The organism is Enterococcus sp. DIV1090 (assembly GCF_050537975.1).
In the GTDB taxonomy this organism is placed as follows: domain Bacteria; phylum Bacillota; class Bacilli; order Lactobacillales; family Enterococcaceae; genus Enterococcus; species Enterococcus faecalis.
On the sequence record NZ_CP172917.1, the window covers coordinates 2494112 to 2513108 of the forward strand.

Consider the following 18997-nt stretch of genomic DNA (forward strand, 5'->3'; position numbering starts at 1 on the left):
CTGTCTTTGCTTCATTCTACAATGAAGCGCAAGCAAAGTCAATTTGTAATCTAGAGGGATTACACTTTTTTTGCAGCTTCTAACGCTTGTTGATAATCGGGTTCCGACGAAACTTCTGAGACGATTTCTTCATAAACTAACGTTCCTTCTGGGTCAATCACAAAAATAGCACGTGCTAAACGGCCCATTTCTGGAATATACAAACCATAAGCTGCACCAAATGAGTCTTCAGTATCATGAAGCATTTCCATTTCGACACCCTCAGCGGCACACCAATTTGCTTGTTCTTCAACTGTGTTATTGGAAATCGTGATAATCTGAACACCGTCTAATTTCGCCGCTTCTTGATTGAAACGTTTCGTTTGCAGTGAACAAACACGTGTGTCGATATCAGGAACCACACTAATTAAAACCGTTTTACCTTTATAATCTGCCAAGTTGATTTCTTGGTTGTTTAAATTTTTCAAAGAAAAGACGGGAGCTTTTGTGCCAACTTTAGGCTGTTCACCTGTCAATTCTAATACGTGCCCTTTTCTTGTAACATTCATTCTGAAATCCTCCTTTTCCACTTTCAATAATAAGTATAGTAGAGGATTTTTATGAAGACAATTTTATTGCTTTGGGCTATTTGCTAGTGAAAAAGTTTCATTAAAATAAATTAGTGTTTGCAGTTCCGTTGTTAAATCAATATACTGCACACTAACGTTGGCTGGCACACTGACACGGTCTGGCGCAAAATTTAAAATCGCAGTCACACCCACTTGTACAATTTTGTCGATGGCTTTTTGGGCATGGTGACTTGGTACTGTAGAAATGGCTACCGTGACCCCTTCTTGTCGAACGAATGCTTCTAACTCAGACATATCATGAACTAATAATCCATTAATCGTGGTGCCAACTAAAGCTGAATCATTATCAAAAGCACAGACAATATTCAAATTCTCGTTGCGTCTAAAATTATTTTTTAATAATGCCTTGCCTAAATTGCCACAACCAATCAGAGCAATTCTTTTTTCTTCTTGCGTATTTAAAATATTACTAAATACCTCAATTAAATACGGCACATCGTAACCATAACCGCTTCGGCCCAGTTCACCAACGTGGGAAAAATCACGCCGAATCGTTGCAGAAGGAATCTGGATCATTTCACTAAACTCTCGTGATTTAATGCGTTTAACACCAGAATCCCCTAACATTTTTAAATAACGTAAATAAACCGGCAAACGTTTTGCCGTTGCTTTAGGCATTTTTTTCTCCATCCTCTGTCCTCCTTGTTACCTACTTCACATATTCAGTTTATCACGGTTCCCCTCTCCGAGCAACTTGTTTGTGAAATAAGTACAAAATAAATACAGTGACGTCTAAGCGACCGTCACTGTATTTATTTCTTATAGGAAATCTGCAAATTCGTCTTCTTGTTTATCTTTCGCTGTTTCTGCTGAAATCTCTGTAATTTTGAGCCCTTCTAAGGCCCGAGCCATTAAACCTTCCAAGTCTAAGCGCGCTTCATAATCTTGCGCTTTATCTAAGCGAGGTCGTGTTTTCGGTTGCGGTGGCGCAAAAATTGTACAACAATCTTCGAAGGGTTGGATGGCTAATTCAAACGTGTCAATTTTTTCGGCAATTTCGATAATTTCTGTCTTATCCATTGAAACAACGGGTCGAATTATCGGTGTTGAGGTAACCTCATTAATTGCTACCATGCTTTGAAGTGTTTGCGAAGCCACTTGTCCTAACGATTCACCATTAATAATGACTAAACCTTTCCGCATTTCACGAATTGCATCTGTTAAGCGTAACATTAAACGTCGTGTAATGGTCATTAAGTAGCCTTGGGGAACGACTCGTTTTATTTCTTCTTGAATTTCTGTAAAGGGCACTTCAATAAATTGAATAGTTCCTACATAAGGGACTAATTTTTCAGCTAAATCTTTAGCCTTTTGTAACGCTTGTTCACTTGTATAAGGTGGACTAGCAAAATGGACAGCTTCCACTTCCACGCCACGTTTCATAGCTAAATAACCTGCAACTGGTGAATCAATGCCTCCTGACAACATCAACATACCACGACCACTGGTGCCCACTGGCAATCCACCCGCACCACGAATCGTTTCATAAGATAAATACGCTGCATCTTTACGAATTTCAATTCTTAAGTTAATATCAGGCTTTTTCATTTGTACTTGAATTTCCGGAATGGCTTCAATAACAGCCCCACCTAATTCTTGATTCAAGCCATTTGAATCAAGTTCAAATGAATGGTCCGAACGTTTAGCAGTAATTTTAAACGTCTTACCTGGCGTATAAACTTCCCGAACAACCTCTTGAACCATTGCACGAATCGCTGGCATTTCTTTTTCAATACGAATACTTGGTGAAAAATTTTGAATCCCAAACACTTTACTTAGTTTCGGAATCACTTCTTCACTATCTTCCCCATTTAATAAAATATGCATTCTGTCTCGATCTGCATGGATTTTCAATGCTGGAAAATCAGCTAACGCACGTTTCACATTTTGTGCTAACTGCATGATAAACGTTTTACGATTTTTTCCTTTAGTTGATAATTCGCCATAGCGAACCATAATTTCTGTATACTTCACTCAATTAATTCCTCTCTGTTCCTGTATCTTCACAGGTCAATGTCTTTGCAAATTATACATCAAATAAGGGGCGTTTTTCTAGTGCTTAGTCGAAAAAAAATAGTTGATTCATAAGTTCATTGTCTTATGAATCAACTATTTGATAACTTTCTCTCTTGCTTATTGCGCATTCAGGATCCACATGAATCCGACAAAAACAAAGAACAAGCCATACATAATTGGCGAAACTTCTTTCCCACGTTTTGCCGCAATCATTGTAATTGGATAGAAGATAAAGCCTAAGGCAATCCCATCTGAAATGCTGTATGTCAATGGCATTCCTAACAAGATTAAGAAGGAAGGAATCGCAATTTCCATCTCGTTCCATTTAATTTTGCTTAAGGATTGTGCCATCAAAACACCAACAATAATCAACGCTGGTGCTGTAACTTGCGAAGTGACAACTGCTAACAAAGGAGAAAATAGCAAACTGAAAATAAATAAAATCCCAGTTGTAATAGCTGTGATTCCTGAACGACCACCCACAGCAATCCCCGCAGATGATTCGACATATGCGCCAACTGGCGATGTCCCTAATAGAGAACCAGCTAACATCGCTGTTGAATCAGCGGCTAAAGCTTTCCCCACACGCGGCATTTTATTGTCCTTCATAAAACCTGCTTGATTGGCTAAGCCCACCAACGTACCAGCGGTATCAAAGAATGTTACTAATAGGAACGTTAAAACCACGACCCACATTTGAATCGTATTGATATCTTTCACATGTCCTAACGCCACTAAAAATGTTGGTTCTAAACTTGGCGCGCTTGAAATAATCTTATCAGGCATTGGAATAACCCCTGTCGCTAAACCAACAATCGTTGAAATTGCCATCCCAATAAAAATACCACCAGGCACTCGACGAACTAACAAAATTGCAGTTACGACTAAGCCGACAATGGTGACCCACGTTGAGCCAACGTTCAAAGGTCCTAAGCCAACGAGTGTCGCATCATTAGCCACAATTAAGCCACCTTGGCTTAAACCAAGAAAAGCAATAAACAACCCGATCCCACCTGAAATGGCAAATTTCAAGTCTGCAGGAATTGCATCAATAATTAGCTCGCGTAATTTAAAAATTGTAATTAAAATAAATATCAATGAAGCCACAAAAACGCCTGCTAATGTCGTTTGCCAAGGAATCCCCATACCAACAGAGACTGAATAAGCAAAGAATGCATTAATTCCTAAAGCTGGTGCTGTCGCAATCGGATATTTCGCCAACACACCCATTAAAATACAACCTAAGGCACTCGCTAAAGCGGTGGCAGTAAAAACAGCGCCTTCGTCCATGCCAGAAGCACCAAGTACGGTTGGATTAACGAACAAAATATACGCCATTGAGATAAATGTGGTGAAACCAGCTAACATTTCTCGTTTCATATTCGTATTCAATTGTTCAAGTTCAAAATATGAACTTATTTTTTCTTTCATGTTCCGTCCTCCTAAAATCTAAATATTTTACAATGTTCGTAAAATATTCAATTTATTAATGAAACAACGTGTTTAATCATATAATAAACCAACAAATAAGTAAATATCAAATTCTAAATTCTGTAAAAAACGAACAATCACGATTAAAAAAAGTATTCCTTTCTAGGAATACTTTTTAAATTAAATCGTTTGTGTGGTCGGGCGAACAACCATTTCACTGATTGACATACGATCTGGCGTGTCTATGGCAAAGACCACTGCTTGCGCAATGTCTTCCGCCTTTAAGCCCCAACTTAACTGTTCTAGATGTAACGTTTCAGCTACTACTCGATTAGAAATTGTTTGATAAAGTTCTGTTTGTACAGCACCTGGTGAAATAATCGTTGATTTAATGTTATTCTCTCTTTGTTCTTGTCGCAATCCTTCCATAATTGCTCGAACAGCAAACTTTGTTCCACAGTAGACAGCCGAATCTGGATAAACGACATGTCCTGCCACAGAATCAGTAGCAATAATCTGCCCTGATTTTTGTTCAACCATAATTGGAAGAACTGCCGCAATGCCATTTAAAACACCCATAATATTAATATCTAGCATTTGACGCCATTCTCCTTTTGGTGCTTCAATAAGAGGCGCCGTTGGCATAACTCCTGCATTGTTAAAAAGAACATCAATTCGTCCATATTTTTCCATTGTAAGCTTGATTACACGCTGAACTTCCTCTTCTTTCGTTACATCTGCTTGTTGCACGAGAATCGTTGCTTCAGGAAGTTCTTTTTTTATAGCAATTAAACGTTCTTGTCGACGTGCTGCAATGACTAACTTCGCTCCTTTTCTGGCAAGTAAACGGGCTGTTGCCTCACCAATGCCACTGGAAGCGCCCATGATAACAATAACTTTTTCTGATAATGATTTCATTATATTTCCTCCTTATCTTCCTGAATCCAACGAATAATTTTAGCTGGTGTTCCTGCAACAATAGCGTTAGCTGGCACATCTTTAGTTACAGTCGCATTAGCTGCTACGATAGCATTTTCACCAATCGTAATACCTGGTAAAACAGTGACACCCGCGCCTAACCACGCAAATTTTTTAATGGTAATTGGTGCTAGCAATACGCCTCGCCGTTTCATTGGCATTTCCGGATGATTGACACTTAAGAGATTAACGCGCGGACCAATTAAAACATTGTCTTCAATTATAATGCCCCCTAAATCAACAAACATAGCTGCCCGATTAATAAAAATATTTTTACCAAAATGTATATTGCGTCCAAAATCTGTATAAAAAGGCAATAAAATCGTAACGGTTTCGTCAATTTTGTCTTGGATAATCGTGGCAAGAAGATTCCTTACTTCATTATGTGTGTAGGCTTGTTGATTTAATTCTATTAAATAGCGACTATTTTCCTCTTGAATCTGATGAATAAGTTGAAATAGTGGTTCATCTTTATCAATGCTACCTGTTGCAATTAGTTCTTGGAGATTTTTTGTAAGCATTCCTAATCGCCTCCTTTTGCTAAATTTATCGTAATACGTGACAGCTCCTCTGTCTAATACTTATAATAAATAGATAAGTATGCGTTTTAGTTATAGGAGGGAAAGTAATGGAATTACGAGTGATTCACTATTTCTTAGCAGTGGTCCAAGAAAAAACGATTAGTGGCGCAGCCAAACAATTGCATGTATCACAACCAACATTATCTAAGCAATTAAAAGAATTAGAGGAAGAATTAGGCGTGACATTATTTATACGAGGAAATCGACAAATACAATTAACACCTGAAGGAGAATATTTAGCTAAACAAGGGCAAGATATTTTAAGCTTAGCGAATAAAACAGTCACCAACTTGTCGCAAAATGAATTCATTAATGGCGAAATCACGATTGGTGGCGGCGAAACAAAAGCTATGTCTTTTTTAGCGAATGCACTACAACAAATAACAAGCCAGCACTCAGCTGATATTCACCTTCATTTATACAGTGGGAATGCAGATGATGTAATAGAACGGCTAGACAAAGGATTATTAGATTTTGGTTTAATTATTGAGCCTGCACCTAAACAAAAATATAGCTATTTAACATTACCAGTTGTAGATACATGGGGCTTAATTACTGTAAAGGACCATCCCTTAGCCACTAAAAATGTTATTACTGCAGCCGATTTAAAAGAAGAACCTTTATTTATTTCTCGACAAGCACAAGTTCCGAGCCAACTCTCTGATTGGCTCGAAGCAAGTCTAGATCAGTTCCGAATCGTTGGGACCTACAACTTACTTTACAACGCTTCACTGATGGTAGAAGCTGGGCTAGGTAGCGCCCTAAGCATTGATGGTATTCTAGAAACAAAGCAAACAAATTTACGTTTTATACCGCTATATCCTGCTTTAACAGCCAAAATTAGTTTAATTTGGCGCAAAAATACGGTTCTTTCCACAGCTGCTGCATTATTTTTAGAACAAATAAAAAAAAGTATTCAACGCCCTGAATAATAGGTCGTTGAATACTTTTTTAAATCATCACTGTGATCGTAGCTGCTGCCAAAATCAAAACTAAGCCGATAATCGTTACGGTCATTTCCTTGGCTGTTTTCTTTTGACCTAAGAACCAAATACCTGTCAATGTTGCAAGCACAACTGATGTTTGGGATAGAATAAAGCCAGTTGCCAAGCCGTTCATATCTGGCTGCGCTGAAATTAAATAAGTTAACGCTGCAAAGGCGAAGAAAAAGCCTGAAAAAATTTGTTTGTAAGAAACAGCTTCTATAAATGGGGATGTTTCCCCACCCTTAATAGTGACAACTGCTGAGTAAATAACTGCCACAATTACCATGCCTATTGCTTGTGGTAAAAAGGCATGCATGCCATCAATTGCCGTCGCTTGGGGTGCTGCAGAGTACGCCCAATAGCCGATTTCACCAACGGCTAATAGAAGAACTGCTTTTTTCATAATCCCAGCACTCTCAGCGGACTCCGTTTCCGACCAGACCGTCATTTTGGCACCAATCATGATTAACACTAAGGCAAATGCGCCTAACAATTTGGCTGTCGCACCTGGCCAGTTTCCTAAGAAAAAGACACCCCAGAGAGAAGCACCTAAAAGTTGGAACGCGGTCGTTACTGGCATAGCACGTGATGACCCAATCATCGTGAAGCATTTAAATGTAATGATTTGCGCACAGGCCCAACCGACACCAGATAAAATTGAAAAGAATAAATCCATGCCCGTTGGAAAAGCTAAACCATTAATCATTGAAAAAATAGCGGCAAAAATTAATGTTCCTAAACTGGTCCCGAGAATTTGATTCACTGGACGACCACCAATTTTGGAAGCGATTGTTGGGAAAAGCCCCCAACCTAGAAGCGGTCCTAAACCGATTAATAATGCAGTCGCATTCATCTCTATTTCCCCTCTCTCGTTTAAAAGACAACGTTACTTTCTAATAAAATATTTGCGTAAGGAGTCATTTCCCCTGTCCGAATAAATGCATGGCAGTTGTTTAATTCTTGTTTCATTTCTGTATGAGGAATAAAACTGATGGGAGTTTCTGGTAAACGAGTTTCAATTGCTGCCAACATGTCAGGATTTTCTGTTTTAATTTCTTCTGCTAAATAAATTCGTTGAACTGCCAATTCCTCAAGGACATTGTTTAAAACTTCCATAAAACTAGGGACACCATTGGTAACTGCTAAATCAATTTTTTCTGTAGTTCGAGGCACAGGCATGCCTGCATCACCAATACTTAATTTATCAAAATGACCCATTTGTGCGATGACGCGGGAAATATCTGAATTAATAACTTTTGTTTTTTTCATGTCGCTCGCTCCTTTTTATTTGTCTGCCAATTCGTGTTGATAAGGAATCGAAGGTTGGGCTCCAAAACGTTGAACAGTCAACGAGGACGCCTTGTTTCCATAACGAATAGCTTCTTCCAAATTGCTAAAGTCTTTCTCTAATATACTACTTAATGCGCCAATAAAAGTATCGCCAGCAGCCGTTGTATCAACCGCTTTCACTTTAAAAGCAGGCACAATACCACTTCGTCCATTGACGTCATAAAAGGCGCCTTTACTACCTACTGTAATAATTACTGCTTCAATCCCTAATTGATGAAGTGCTTCTGCGGCTTTACGCATACTCGCTTCATCTGTGATTTTAATGCCTGTTAAAATTTCGGTTTCTGTTTCATTTGGTACAATCATATCTGTCACGTTTAGTAATTCTTCAGGAACTTGTTCTAACGCAGGTGCGGGATTTAAAATCGTTTTGACGCCTGCTTTTTTAGCAATTTTAAACGCTGCAATCGTACTATCAATCGCACTTTCAAATTGGGCAATCACAAAATCACTTTTTTCAATAATTTCTTGATGTTCCTGTACTTGTTTTGGCGTAAAGGCGTTATTGGCTCCTGCGTAAATCATAATGCTATTTTCACCAGCGTTATCTACCATAATAAAGGCTTGGCCAGTAGCTGTTTTCTCTAAAGTGGTAACCCCAGTTAAATTAATTTCATCTTGACTCATTAAATCAGTCATCATAGCTCCAGCGCCATCATTTCCCACAGCACCAATAAAATATGTTTCTGCGCCTGAACGTTTCGCTGCAACTGCTTGGTTTGCTCCTTTACCACCACCTGCTGTAAAATGTTCAATGGCGTGAATTGTTTCGCCTGGTTTTGGCATTTCTTTGACTCTTAATGTTGTGTCTAAATTGATACTTCCGATAATTGTAACCGCGTTCATTTTCATCCACCTCAATAAAATTTATTTTTTCATTCTAATTAAAACGTTTTAGTAAAACGTTTTAATTCCACAACAAAAATATAGCACACCTTGAAAGCTATTTCAAGGGTGCTGTCGAAAATCGTTCAATCAGTTGGACAGGCAAGGTTTGCTCCTCCCAATCTTTTGCAGGCTGATGGATTCTTTCCAATAATAAAGTCGCCGTAGTTTGCCCCAATTGAAAAACAGGTTGAGCAATTGTTGTTAGCGGCGGCGAAACATACTCGCACATATCAACATTGTCATAACCAATAATACTATAATCCTCAGGAATTTTTTTGCCTGCTTCTGCTAATCCTCGATATAAACCAAAAGCAATTTCATCATTGATAGCAAAAATTCCGGTGCTCTCTGTTTTTAAAATTTCGGGGACAGCTTGGTAGCCGCCGATTTTTGATAATTCTGTTTCGATTAACTGGACCTTTTCCGTATAAACAGAACAAAAACCTTTTAACCGTTGCTGAATATTGACTGGCGCATGTGGTGGCATTACCACGACGACCTGTTCATGTCGTTGCTCTTGTAAATGCTCTGCTGCTAGTTGCCCACCTCTATAATCGTCTGTCAAAACAGCGTCGCTAAAGCCTTCTGCTTTTTTTTGGTCAAGTACAATAAACGGAATCTTTTTCGCACGTAGCGTTTCATTAATCGTTTGATTGGAAATTTCAGAACTTGCAATCACAAAACCATCGACACTGCGACGAATCAACTCTGTTAAATATTCATGTTCTCTTGTAACATCTTGGTCCGCATTGCATAACATCAGTATAAAATTTTCTTTGTATAAAACACTTTCAATTCCTCGAATCAATTGCGCAAAAAATGGGTTGGTAATATCAGGTACGATTACGCCAATCGTCTTACTTTTTTTCATCACCATACGTTGCGCAAAATAGTCGGGCTGATAGTTTAATCGCTCTTTTGCAGCCAATACTTTTTCGACCGTTTTCCCACTAAACCGTGCCCCATTCCCGTTTAAAATTTGTGAAACGGTAGTAATGGAGACACCTGAGTCATTGGCAACATCTTTAATTGTAACCTTTTTATTTGTCATCCTACTTCTCTCCTTGCCGTGAACGCGCCCATTCACCGGACCTCTTAATCTCATTTAATTTACTACAATCATTTACTTTACGCAACCACAAATAAATACGTACATTCGTTTAAACCGTCCTTTCATCCCTTCAACAAATTTCGTTGTTCTACTTTTAAAATGTTATACTGTAGAAAAAATGATTTACTTTTTGCTGAATGGAGGGCCTTAATTGAAAAAGAAATCGATTGGTTTGTTGTTAGCTAGCGCATATTTGTTCCACGCACGTTCTCGTCAAAAATCCTTAAAAGCCTGTCTTTTTGAAGATTCTTTATGTCTTTCCCAAATTGCTCGCCTTGAACGAAATCCGAAAGTCACCAAGGCTTTTTATCATTGGCAACGATCATTAAATGAACAAGTAACTTTGCCAAAACATTTACGTCATCTTTTTCCTCTTCAAGAAATGACTCAATTTCCTACGATGTATCGCATGTCAAACTCCGTTATTGCGCCTACCAAGAAAGCTGTACTGTACCTGCATGGTGGGGGCTTTACATTGAATCTCGCCTATAGCCAATTAGACTTTAGTTATAAACTAATTGAAGATCTCCCTTTTGCAACAGATTATTTTATCCCTGTATATCCATTAGCACCAAATAAGTCTTTTGCTGATATTTATAATCATTGCTATGCTGCTTATCAAGAAATTTTACAGCATTATGATCCCGAAGATGTTATTTTATTAGGTGATTCTGCTGGTGGCACATTGGTTTTAAACGTATTGCAGAATTTAGCCATCGATTTCCCTGAACGATTACCAAAAGCTGCTGTTTTAATTTCTCCTTGGTTAGATGGACATTTAGACATTCCCGTTGCCAAAAGTTATCAAAAAAAGGACAAAATGATTGGCATGAACTATTTACAATTAATTGCCCAAGAGATTGATGACACGGCTAATCACTCCACACTTTCTTTAAATTGCTTGTCCTTTGATTATCAAAAATTTCCGCCACTTTTTTTCGTGGGCGGCACACATGAAGTTTTTTGCCCTTCCTATCACCAATTTTTAAAACAATTAGGGCCACGACCACAAGATGCTTGCCGATTGGTGCCTGGCATGCAACACGTTTTCGCAATGAAACAATACTTGCCAGAAGGACGACAAGCGCGGAAACAAATTGCACAGTTTATCCAAGAACAATGGTAAAAGGCAAATGGGACAGAAGTCAAAACGACTTCTGTCCCACTTGCCTTTTTAGAACAAAACACTTAGTTTTCTTCGGCGACTTTTTTCTCCCGCATAGTCAAAACAGCGCTAGCCAAAAGAACAACCACTACAAAAGCAATGATTCCTCCTACTAAAAGACTCGGACCTGCCTCACCTAATTTGCCTAAAAATAGGCCTGGGATTAAATAATCTGTATCCGCAAACGTTGAGGATGCTAACTGTAGATCACCCAAGACTGGTAAAATAAATAACGGTAACCAACTAATTAATAAGCCATTAAACGCAGCCCCTAAAATCGCTCCTCGACGTCCCCCTGTGGAATTTCCAAAAACGCCTGCCGCGGCACCACAGAAAAAGTGCCCGACAACGCCTGGTATAATCACGGTGGTATTCAGACCAACCATCGCTAACATTGAAATAGTTCCCACAATAAAGCTCACAAAGAACCCAATCAAGACAGCATTTGGCGCATAAGGAAAGATAATGGGAACATCAAGTGCTGGTTTAGAATTAGGCACTAATTTTTTAGCAATTCCTTGGAAAGCTGGCACAATTTCTCCTAAAACCATCCGCACACCCTGTAAAACCACTACGAAACCAGCCGTAAAGGTTCCTGCTTGAATTAATGAAAAGATAATCGCATTTTCGCCATTGCTTAACTCATGCTCGACATAGCCTGTCCCAGCCAGCAAAGCCAAAATCACATAGACAATCGACATCAAAATCATAATTGAGATGGTTGAGTCTCTTAAAAAACCAAAACTTTTAGGAATTTTAATATCTTCCGTTGACTTTTCTTTATTCCCAAAGACTTTTCCAATAAAGCCACTTGCCGCATAACCAATATTCCCTGTATGCCCCATTGCTACTTTATCATTTCCAGTAATTTGTTTCATAAAGGGCTGACAAAGAGCAGGTGTCACTGTTAATAAAGTTCCTTCAAATAAACCACCTAAAAGAATCATTGGTAAACTAACGCTAAAACCGGCCCCCACTAAAATAACAGCTGTCAAACACGAAACGTACATCATCGCTTGACCTGTCAAAAAGATATATTTAAAACGTGTAAAACGCGCCAACAGAATATTAACAACCATGCCCACCAACATAATCAGAGCAGTTGGTGTCCCATATTGTTGCAAGGCAATCGCTACAACTGCTTCATTACTAGGCACCACGCCTTGTGTATTTAATGCGGTTTGGAACATCTCCGCAAAGGGCGTTAATGAGTTCGCCAATAGCCCTGCGCCACCAATTAAAACTAAGAAGCCGACGAATGTTTTCAACGTTCCTTGAACAACATCAGAAAATTTCTTTTTCTGTAAAACTAATCCCAACAAAGCAATTAATGAAACCAGAATCGCTGGCTGGCTAACAATTGAAACAAATAAATTCAATAAAGTTTCCATGTTTTTCCTCCTTCTTATTGATGTGCAATGCCATTGTCATCTAAAACTTTCAAGACTTTCTCCTTCGTTTCATCGTAATCAATAATCGCATTTAAAGGAATGATTTTTTCATCAGGAATTGACCCTAAAGCATCTTGCAATGTTTTTTCGACAAAGAAGTAATCAGCCATATCGCCACTGGCACTCCCGACATCTGTGTGATCAATTTGAAAATTATCTGTATCAACACCGACTTCCTCTAAAATTTGTTGGATATTCATTTGCACCATAAAACTTGTTCCTAAACCACTTTGACAAACTGTAAAAATCTTCATCTTATTTCTCTCCTTCTTGGATAATTGATAATATTTCTGGGACGGTTTCAGCCGCCACTAAGCGATGTAATGATTCTTTTTTTGATAGAATTTTTGTCAGACTAGATAAGGCCCGTAAATGTGTTTCGTTATCTGAAGCAGCTAAACAAATAAAAAGGTGAATTTCATGCTTAGGATCTTCCAATAAATCGACACTTTTTTGGATTTTTAGTAATGACATGCCTAACTGATTAACGCCATCTTCTGGTCGCGCATGAGGCAATGCTACGTCTGGACAGATATGGATAAATGGCCCAAACGATTCGACTTTTTGAATCATTGCATCAATGTACTTTTCCGTAATACTGCCATTTTTTAATAACGGCTTGGCAGCTTCTGTAATTCCCGCTCGCCAGTCTGCAACTTCAGGCAGGACTTGGACTGTTTCTGTTGTTAATAATTCCGATAACATTGGACGCAGATCCTCCTCTTTTTCTAAAATTTTGTTCATTTTACGATGCAAGACACGATATAACTGCGCTTCTGTGACTCCTTTTTTTAAGGAAATGTAAGGTTTTAACGCATCTAAAATATCTTTAACATCTGGCATGGAAATACCTGGCAATAACCAATCTGATTGAACTTGGTGCATCAATTGATTTTTCTCCAAAGAGCTCATAATGGGCTTGGTAAGATAAACCTTTTTGGCTGTTTCAATAGGGACCGTTGAGAAAATGATGTCATAGCTTTTTTCAGATACATTCTCTATTTCCCTCACCGCATTCGTTTCTTTAAATTCAATCATTGGAAATAGCCGACGCAATTCCGATTGCAAAATCAACGAAGAACTGATGCCACTGGGACAAACAATTAGCGCTTTTAGCTTTTCTTGCCGCTGTTCATTTTTTTGCCCGAAAATTTCTCCACCAAATAATATGGTAAAAAAACCGATTTCCTCTGACGGGATTGACCGTTTCGTTAATTTTTCTAAAGGAGCTAACGCTTGTTCACAAAGATGATAAAGCGACCGGTACGATTGTCGAATATCCTTGATTAAAACATTCGGCAAGTAAAAGCCATAGTTAATCCGAAAATAAGCAGGAACCAGATGATAATACACATTCATGAGCAATTCACGAGGCTGTTCAAATTGAACGACGGCCAATAATTCCATTTTCCGAATAATTTCACCAGAAATATCTAATAAAAACTCTAACTTCGTATCTCGCAATTCTCCTTGCAAGGCTGTCATTAAACAAATCGTGAAAAAAAGACTCTCAGTTTCTATATTCGCCACTGGCCCAACTAAATCACTTAAAATACGACGACTGACGGGATAAGCGCGTAAGGACTGAATTAACTGGTTCTCAGGCCAGACGACTGTTTCATATTTGCCTAATCTTTTTTGAGAAAAAGCAAGAAAGTAACTAATTTCATCCAATCTGCTGGGTACCAGTTGAAGCTGCGCTTCCTGGACGGCTAATTGAATGCCGTCACGCATTTTTGCGTATTGGCTCATTTGATGCTGACTGAGCCAGCAAAATAAAGCGAAGGTGCCCGACTTTTGTTGTAAGAGGCGGGCAAGCCAATTTTTCCCGAAACGACGGATCCGAAATTCATCTCCTTCTAGGTAAAACCCTCGTTTTCGTTCGTAGGATAAAGCAATGTTTTCAGTTGCTAGTTGGTGTCGTACTTTTTTGATGTCCGCTAAAATAGTACCTTTCGAAACATCTAAAAAATTTTGGTAATGATACACCGATAGTTCTTCGATTTCTGAATAAGTGAGTAAAAAAATGAGTGCTTGTCTTTCTGTTTCGCTATAAATCACTTGACGTTGTTGAAAAAGTTGTTTTCCCCATTCATTTGCGGAAAGGTTTGGAATGCTGACGGTATTCTGTTGAACTTCTCCGCCTATTGTCGAAAGTTGTGTCACTAATTCTCGTTGCGAAAGATCGGTTATTTGTTGAGCCAAAGAGAGCGCAATTTTTTGCCCTGCATACTCGTCAAGGAGATAACTTATTTTATAATTCACAGCTGTGTCCTCCTGTAATCATCATATAATGATAGCGCTTTAATTTCTATCTAAGTTGGGTACAAATGTCTACTGTACTTTTTTGATAAATTGTACCGTTCTTTATTTTAAAGTTAACAAAAACCCGTTGCAAGTTTCTTAAAAACTTACAACGGGTTGTCATTATGTTAATTGTGTTTGTAATGCGATATTCAGCAAGATAGCCACCGCTACCCAACCGCCACACATCACCAGAAGCAGCCAACTAAACATTGATTGTTTTACTAAAGACTGCTTGGGCTTTGCTTGATGAACAAAATTCATGCTATTTACTAAGAACAGTAAAAACAAAGCAAAACAAAGGACGGCCAAGCCAGCACAAATCCAAATCCACATCGTAATCTCCATCTATATTCCTCCTTCTACAATTGACTCTGTTTATAAAAACAGCACATTATTTTTTCTTTTTCCTTTTTTTATTCAAATAATAGAAACTTGTTAGTACTACGAGTAAACATGCAATACCAAGGCTGTAAAGCCACGTGCTATTTCGTTCACCTGTCCTTGGTAATGACGTCTGTGCATTAGTCGGATTCGTTTTAGCAGTGGTTTTTCTGCTCACTTTGTCTTGTTGTTGTGACATTTTTTTATCTTTATTAGTGACTGGTTGTTCTGTTGACTTAGTGCCAACTTTCGTTTTTAGGGGTGCCTTCCCTCCATAAAACGTCACACCGATATTCGTTTGTCCCGCTTCTTCTGCAAAGCTCTCAGAAGAAGCGGTCAGAATCGCAATGCTGACGGTTAAAAGTATTCCCAATGTCACCAGAAGTGATCCTTTACTTTTCGCTGTCATCATCGCGCACTCCTTGTCTATTTTTCAAGGCTGCCTGTTTTTCTTGTTGTAAATAGGCTTGTTGTTTCAGTGTTGCTTTCTGTTGCGTAAAACGCCAAATAGCTAGAATTAGACTCACAATTGTTGCAGCTAACAAGCCATAAAAAGCTTGATTCCACCAAGTCGGTAGGACCAATTTCACTACTGCTTCTTTATTTAATTTTTTCGCTTCTTGACTACTGATGGTAAATTCTTGCTTAAACGGCCACACTTGTTGTTCATCTTCTTTCAAGACCGCTTTTCCTTCAAAAATATAGGTTCCTGGACGAACATCTTCTTTCCCGAAATCTAAATGGAAGTTCATCGTCGAATTTGGCGCAAAACGAACACTTGGTAAAATCCGTTTGGCATATTCTTTCGTTTCGCCTTTTTTCGTTACTTTTCCTTCTAAACGTACTTCAGGAAAAATAGCGGATGTCGGATTCTGAATAACCGCTTGGACCGATTTATTTCCTAAAGCAATGGTCGGAACTAATTTAACTAATTGAAGAGTCTCTGCTAGATACATCGGTGTATCTTCTGACATTCGTAAAGCAATTGCTACATTAAATCCATATCGACTGGTTAAACCCGTTGATTTTCCTTTTTCTTCCTTTTCATCTTCTGCAAGCGAAGCATAAACACCACCCAAAACTAATCCTTGGAAACCATTCGCTGGAATTTCGACAGTCATTTTGGCTGTTACGGTTTTCTTAGCGGGAACTTTTACATGTTCCTCAGGTAATTTAATTAATGTTGTCAAGGGTACTTTTAAACTTGAATCTGGTTTTTTCTCGAAATCATTGTACACAATTAAACCATTGTCATTCGTCACAGCATTCGCCAAATTTAAATCAATCGTCAATTCTTCATCTGTTTTATTAATTAATGATAATTCGACTTCTTGTTTCTGTCCTGGTTTTACAATGAGATCGTAGTAGGATTGCGTATTTTTCGCTTGATTCTCAGGAATATTGGGTTTAACTGTAAATTTTGTATTCATGTTGTCATCCGCTTCTTCTGCTTGTACAGCAGAAGGGATGCTTAATGCCATCACACAAATAAAAACTGTGACGATTAGCCAGCGCATTGTCTTCATTATTTGTTCCTCCTATGTATCGAAAAGGAGCCGTGCACCACTGCGCAGCTCCTTTTCTAGTAATGCAGTATTCTCGTTAGTAACTGTTTATGGCGCAGCCACTAATGTCCAAGTTACGTTACCTGTATACGCACCATTTGTAATTTGTGAACTAGGTGTTGTAATGTTTAATTTTACATTTGATAATTCAGAATCCCATGTACCTTGACCTTTACCAACTGCTGCTGTAGCAATTGATACAGCTGCTCCACCTACTGGAATAGTTGTTCCAGCAAATTCAGGACTTCCTGGATCTGCTGCAAAGGCAGCCACATCACGTGAGTATTTTGTTGTTGTTTCATCATATTTCGCTACCGCTCCTGTTTGTGCAAAGGTAATTGAACCTTCTAACGTAGCAGTACCGTTTTTCATTTCAGCAACGCCTGCAGTAACTGACCAACCCGCTTGTGTTCCACGAACATCCCCGACACCATAACGTTTTGTTTGGGTACCTGTCGCATCTAACGAAATCGCTGATAAATCAGAACTAACTTCTGTCGAAGCAAATTTGAATTCTGTTGGAACATATAACAAATCAAAGTTAGTATTCGTACCTGGTCCTGGCTCTTGTGTGCTTCCGTCATCTCCATCACCCGTACCGCCTGGTAATGAACCACTTGTCATCTCTACGTTTGCTGGTGTTGTACCAGTCGTTGTTGCATGCGCTGCTGCAGGAGCGATGCTTGCCCCTAAAATTGCCGTTCCTGCAAATAAAGTTACCAATGTTTTTTTCTTCATTTTACTCTCTCCTTTATATCTTGGTTAATTAATGAATAAAAAAGTGAAAAACTTTTCTATCTCAGTAGAACGTAAACTAAGTATAGCGAAAAAAAGACTGCTTGTGATTTCAAATTTTAAACACCTCATGCAAAAAAAATGAATTTACTATAACAGCAAGGTTCCAACGACTTTTTGTGCCTTTGAAAACGTAATTTTCAAAAAAGATATTGTTTTTTTTCATATATAAAGTGGTAATTTTATAAAAAAACAGCGAGAAAACGTCAAAACATTAGTAACAAACACTAACATTTTGACGTTTTCTCGCATTTATTAAATCAAAATTTCCTCAATATTTTTAAAAAAAATAGTGAAAACTAAAATTATATCGTTTTCATAGACAAAACGTACATTTTTTCTTACGAAAATTGATAATCACTCGCTGACTATTCTCTAATCAACGCTTGCGTTGTACAACGGAAAGAACCACCTAACATTCTAGAAACATGGTAATCAATTGCCTCAACTTTGATACCTTTTACTTCTATTTGAGGAATTAAGGTTGTAAACGATTGGTCTGTTATATACGTTTCTTCGTTAAGCGGCAGACCATTTGTCACTAAATACGCTGCTTCTTGCAAAGTAACGTGAATTTTTTCCCAGTTGGCTAATTGCGCAGGAAGTCCATCCAAAAAGGCCTCTTCACAAACAATCATCAGGCCTTCTCTCAACAAGCTTAACGCACAATCTAAGTGGAGAATATGCGGATGTAACCGAACCGGCACCACTTCATAACCAAAATGACCAATCATATTGGCTAACCACTGAATTCCTGCTAAGTTACTTGCCAAGCCAGAGTAGCCCACAAAAATTGTTGTTCCTAGAACTAAAACATCGCCGCCTTCAATAAAGGGACCTGCTTCACTTAGAGCCCCTTCAGAAATGTCAGGTTGTGGCGCAGCAAAATAATAGCCTTCTGCTTCTTGTGTCCACTGCTGAATAATCGGACGAATTGGTAAAATTTCTTGTCGACGGTGTTGAAATCTTAAGTTTCCTTCTATTAAGAGATTTCCAATTGTAAAAAAAGGGTCTCGTGAAAAGAAGTTACTATATCCTACGCCCAATTCCTCGCCATGTTCTTTTTCATAGGTTGTCAATAAACGTGGACGAAATACTTCTACGCCATAAGATTCTAATACTCCTTGCATGACTTCTTTTTCTTTTTCCCAACGCACTTGTTGTTCTGGTGCAAAGTCTGCTAAATCACGCCCTTCATTATTCTGTGTTAAACGGGCATTTTCCTCTGTTAAAAAAGTCGTATCCGCTTCATCAAATTTATCTGGTAAACAAAATTGCGATTGTGCTAAAACAACTGAACGTAACGGTGCAAATTCACTTTCAACATGCATTTTTTTCATTATTTGACCTCACTTTTATCTGG

Annotated in this window: 20 protein-coding genes and 1 other annotated feature (1 of these 21 only partly in view); of the genes, 2 read left to right on the top strand and 18 right to left on the bottom strand. The window is 38.4% G+C overall.

Annotated features, from left to right (window positions below; all coding sequences use genetic code 11):
- Nucleotides 1-10 (bottom strand) — a binding site (T-box leader); it reaches 230 nt to the left of the window's first position.
- A 49-nt stretch (nt 11-59) separates the two neighbouring features.
- The 6 genes from tpx to IGL48_RS12210 all read right to left on the bottom strand — a co-directional run bounded on the left by tpx (nt 60) and on the right by IGL48_RS12210 (nt 5575).
- A complete protein-coding gene (gene tpx / locus IGL48_RS12185; protein WP_002355111.1) occupies nt 60-548 on the bottom strand; it encodes a thiol peroxidase in 489 nt (162 codons plus the stop codon).
- Nucleotides 549-611: 63 nt separating this feature from the next.
- Nucleotides 612-1259, bottom strand: coding sequence for a redox-sensing transcriptional repressor Rex (locus tag IGL48_RS12190; protein WP_430601650.1), 648 nt, complete (start codon nt 1257-1259; stop codon nt 612-614).
- Between the two features lie 129 nt (nt 1260-1388).
- On the bottom strand, nt 1389-2603 hold the full coding sequence (gene thiI / locus IGL48_RS12195) for a tRNA uracil 4-sulfurtransferase ThiI (RefSeq protein WP_002359156.1): 1215 nt from the start codon (nt 2601-2603) through the stop codon (nt 1389-1391).
- A 159-nt stretch (nt 2604-2762) separates the two neighbouring features.
- Nucleotides 2763-4076 carry an NCS2 family permease gene (locus IGL48_RS12200; protein WP_002355107.1) on the bottom strand — a complete coding sequence of 438 codons (1314 nt, stop codon included), beginning with the start codon at nt 4074-4076 and terminating at the stop codon, nt 2763-2765.
- Nucleotides 4077-4256: 180 nt separating this feature from the next.
- On the bottom strand, nt 4257-4994 hold the full coding sequence (locus IGL48_RS12205; protein WP_002359155.1) for an SDR family oxidoreductase: 738 nt from the start codon (nt 4992-4994) through the stop codon (nt 4257-4259).
- Nucleotides 4994-5575, bottom strand: a complete 582-nt coding sequence (locus tag IGL48_RS12210) for a DapH/DapD/GlmU-related protein (protein WP_002375707.1) — start codon at nt 5573-5575, stop codon at nt 4994-4996. The genes IGL48_RS12205 and IGL48_RS12210 overlap by 1 nt, the downstream gene beginning before the upstream one ends.
- A 107-nt stretch (nt 5576-5682) precedes the next feature.
- Here IGL48_RS12210 and IGL48_RS12215 point away from each other — a divergent pair, with 107 nt between their 5' ends.
- Nucleotides 5683-6567 (top strand): LysR family transcriptional regulator, encoded by an 885-nt coding sequence (locus IGL48_RS12215; RefSeq protein WP_002370030.1) that lies wholly within the window; start codon nt 5683-5685, stop codon nt 6565-6567.
- A 19-nt stretch (nt 6568-6586) separates the two neighbouring features.
- On the opposite strand, the gene rbsU is transcribed toward IGL48_RS12215, so the two are convergent.
- The 4 genes from rbsU to rbsR form a co-directional block, all read right to left on the bottom strand.
- On the bottom strand, nt 6587-7474 hold the full coding sequence (gene rbsU, locus IGL48_RS12220) for a ribose/proton symporter RbsU (RefSeq protein ID WP_002359154.1): 888 nt from the start codon (nt 7472-7474) through the stop codon (nt 6587-6589).
- A 20-nt stretch (nt 7475-7494) separates the two neighbouring features.
- Nucleotides 7495-7890 (bottom strand): D-ribose pyranase, encoded by a 396-nt coding sequence (gene rbsD / locus IGL48_RS12225; protein ID WP_002359153.1) that lies wholly within the window; start codon nt 7888-7890, stop codon nt 7495-7497.
- 15 nt (nt 7891-7905) lie between these two features.
- Nucleotides 7906-8823 carry a ribokinase gene (gene rbsK, locus IGL48_RS12230; RefSeq protein WP_002381157.1) on the bottom strand — a complete coding sequence of 306 codons (918 nt, stop codon included), beginning with the start codon at nt 8821-8823 and terminating at the stop codon, nt 7906-7908.
- 91 nt (nt 8824-8914) lie between these two features.
- Nucleotides 8915-9910 (bottom strand): ribose utilization transcriptional repressor RbsR, encoded by a 996-nt coding sequence (gene rbsR / locus IGL48_RS12235; protein ID WP_048949586.1) that lies wholly within the window; start codon nt 9908-9910, stop codon nt 8915-8917.
- Between the two features lie 211 nt (nt 9911-10121).
- On the opposite strand from rbsR, the gene IGL48_RS12240 reads away from it, so the two are divergent.
- Nucleotides 10122-11096 (top strand): alpha/beta hydrolase, encoded by a 975-nt coding sequence (locus IGL48_RS12240; protein WP_048949585.1) that lies wholly within the window; start codon nt 10122-10124, stop codon nt 11094-11096.
- A gap of 62 nt (nt 11097-11158) precedes the next feature.
- Here IGL48_RS12240 and IGL48_RS12245 read toward each other — a convergent pair whose 3' ends face one another.
- The 8 genes from IGL48_RS12245 to IGL48_RS12280 all read right to left on the bottom strand — a co-directional run bounded on the left by IGL48_RS12245 (nt 11159) and on the right by IGL48_RS12280 (nt 18974).
- A complete protein-coding gene (locus IGL48_RS12245; protein ID WP_002355097.1) occupies nt 11159-12526 on the bottom strand; it encodes a PTS ascorbate transporter subunit IIC in 1368 nt (455 codons plus the stop codon).
- 14 nt (nt 12527-12540) lie between these two features.
- Nucleotides 12541-12840: a PTS sugar transporter subunit IIB gene (locus IGL48_RS12250; RefSeq protein ID WP_002355095.1), complete on the bottom strand. Its 300-nt coding sequence runs from the start codon at nt 12838-12840 to the stop codon at nt 12541-12543.
- 1 nt (nt 12841) lies between these two features.
- Nucleotides 12842-14851, bottom strand: a complete 2010-nt coding sequence (locus IGL48_RS12255; protein ID WP_010825513.1) for a BglG family transcription antiterminator — start codon at nt 14849-14851, stop codon at nt 12842-12844.
- A 162-nt stretch (nt 14852-15013) separates the two neighbouring features.
- Nucleotides 15014-15238: a hypothetical protein gene (locus IGL48_RS12260; protein ID WP_002397619.1), complete on the bottom strand. Its 225-nt coding sequence runs from the start codon at nt 15236-15238 to the stop codon at nt 15014-15016.
- 46 nt (nt 15239-15284) lie between these two features.
- Nucleotides 15285-15686 carry an LPXTG cell wall anchor domain-containing protein gene (locus IGL48_RS12265; protein WP_048949584.1) on the bottom strand — a complete coding sequence of 134 codons (402 nt, stop codon included), beginning with the start codon at nt 15684-15686 and terminating at the stop codon, nt 15285-15287.
- A complete protein-coding gene (locus tag IGL48_RS12270) occupies nt 15667-16800 on the bottom strand; it encodes a DUF916 and DUF3324 domain-containing protein (protein ID WP_002397621.1) in 1134 nt (377 codons plus the stop codon). Before IGL48_RS12270 ends, IGL48_RS12265 begins: the two co-directional genes overlap by 20 nt.
- 87 nt (nt 16801-16887) lie before the next feature.
- Nucleotides 16888-17577 (bottom strand): WxL domain-containing protein, encoded by a 690-nt coding sequence (locus tag IGL48_RS12275; protein WP_002368346.1) that lies wholly within the window; start codon nt 17575-17577, stop codon nt 16888-16890.
- A 425-nt stretch (nt 17578-18002) separates the two neighbouring features.
- A complete protein-coding gene (locus IGL48_RS12280; protein ID WP_048949583.1) occupies nt 18003-18974 on the bottom strand; it encodes a dimethylarginine dimethylaminohydrolase family protein in 972 nt (323 codons plus the stop codon).
- Nucleotides 18975-18997 lie beyond the last annotated feature (23 nt).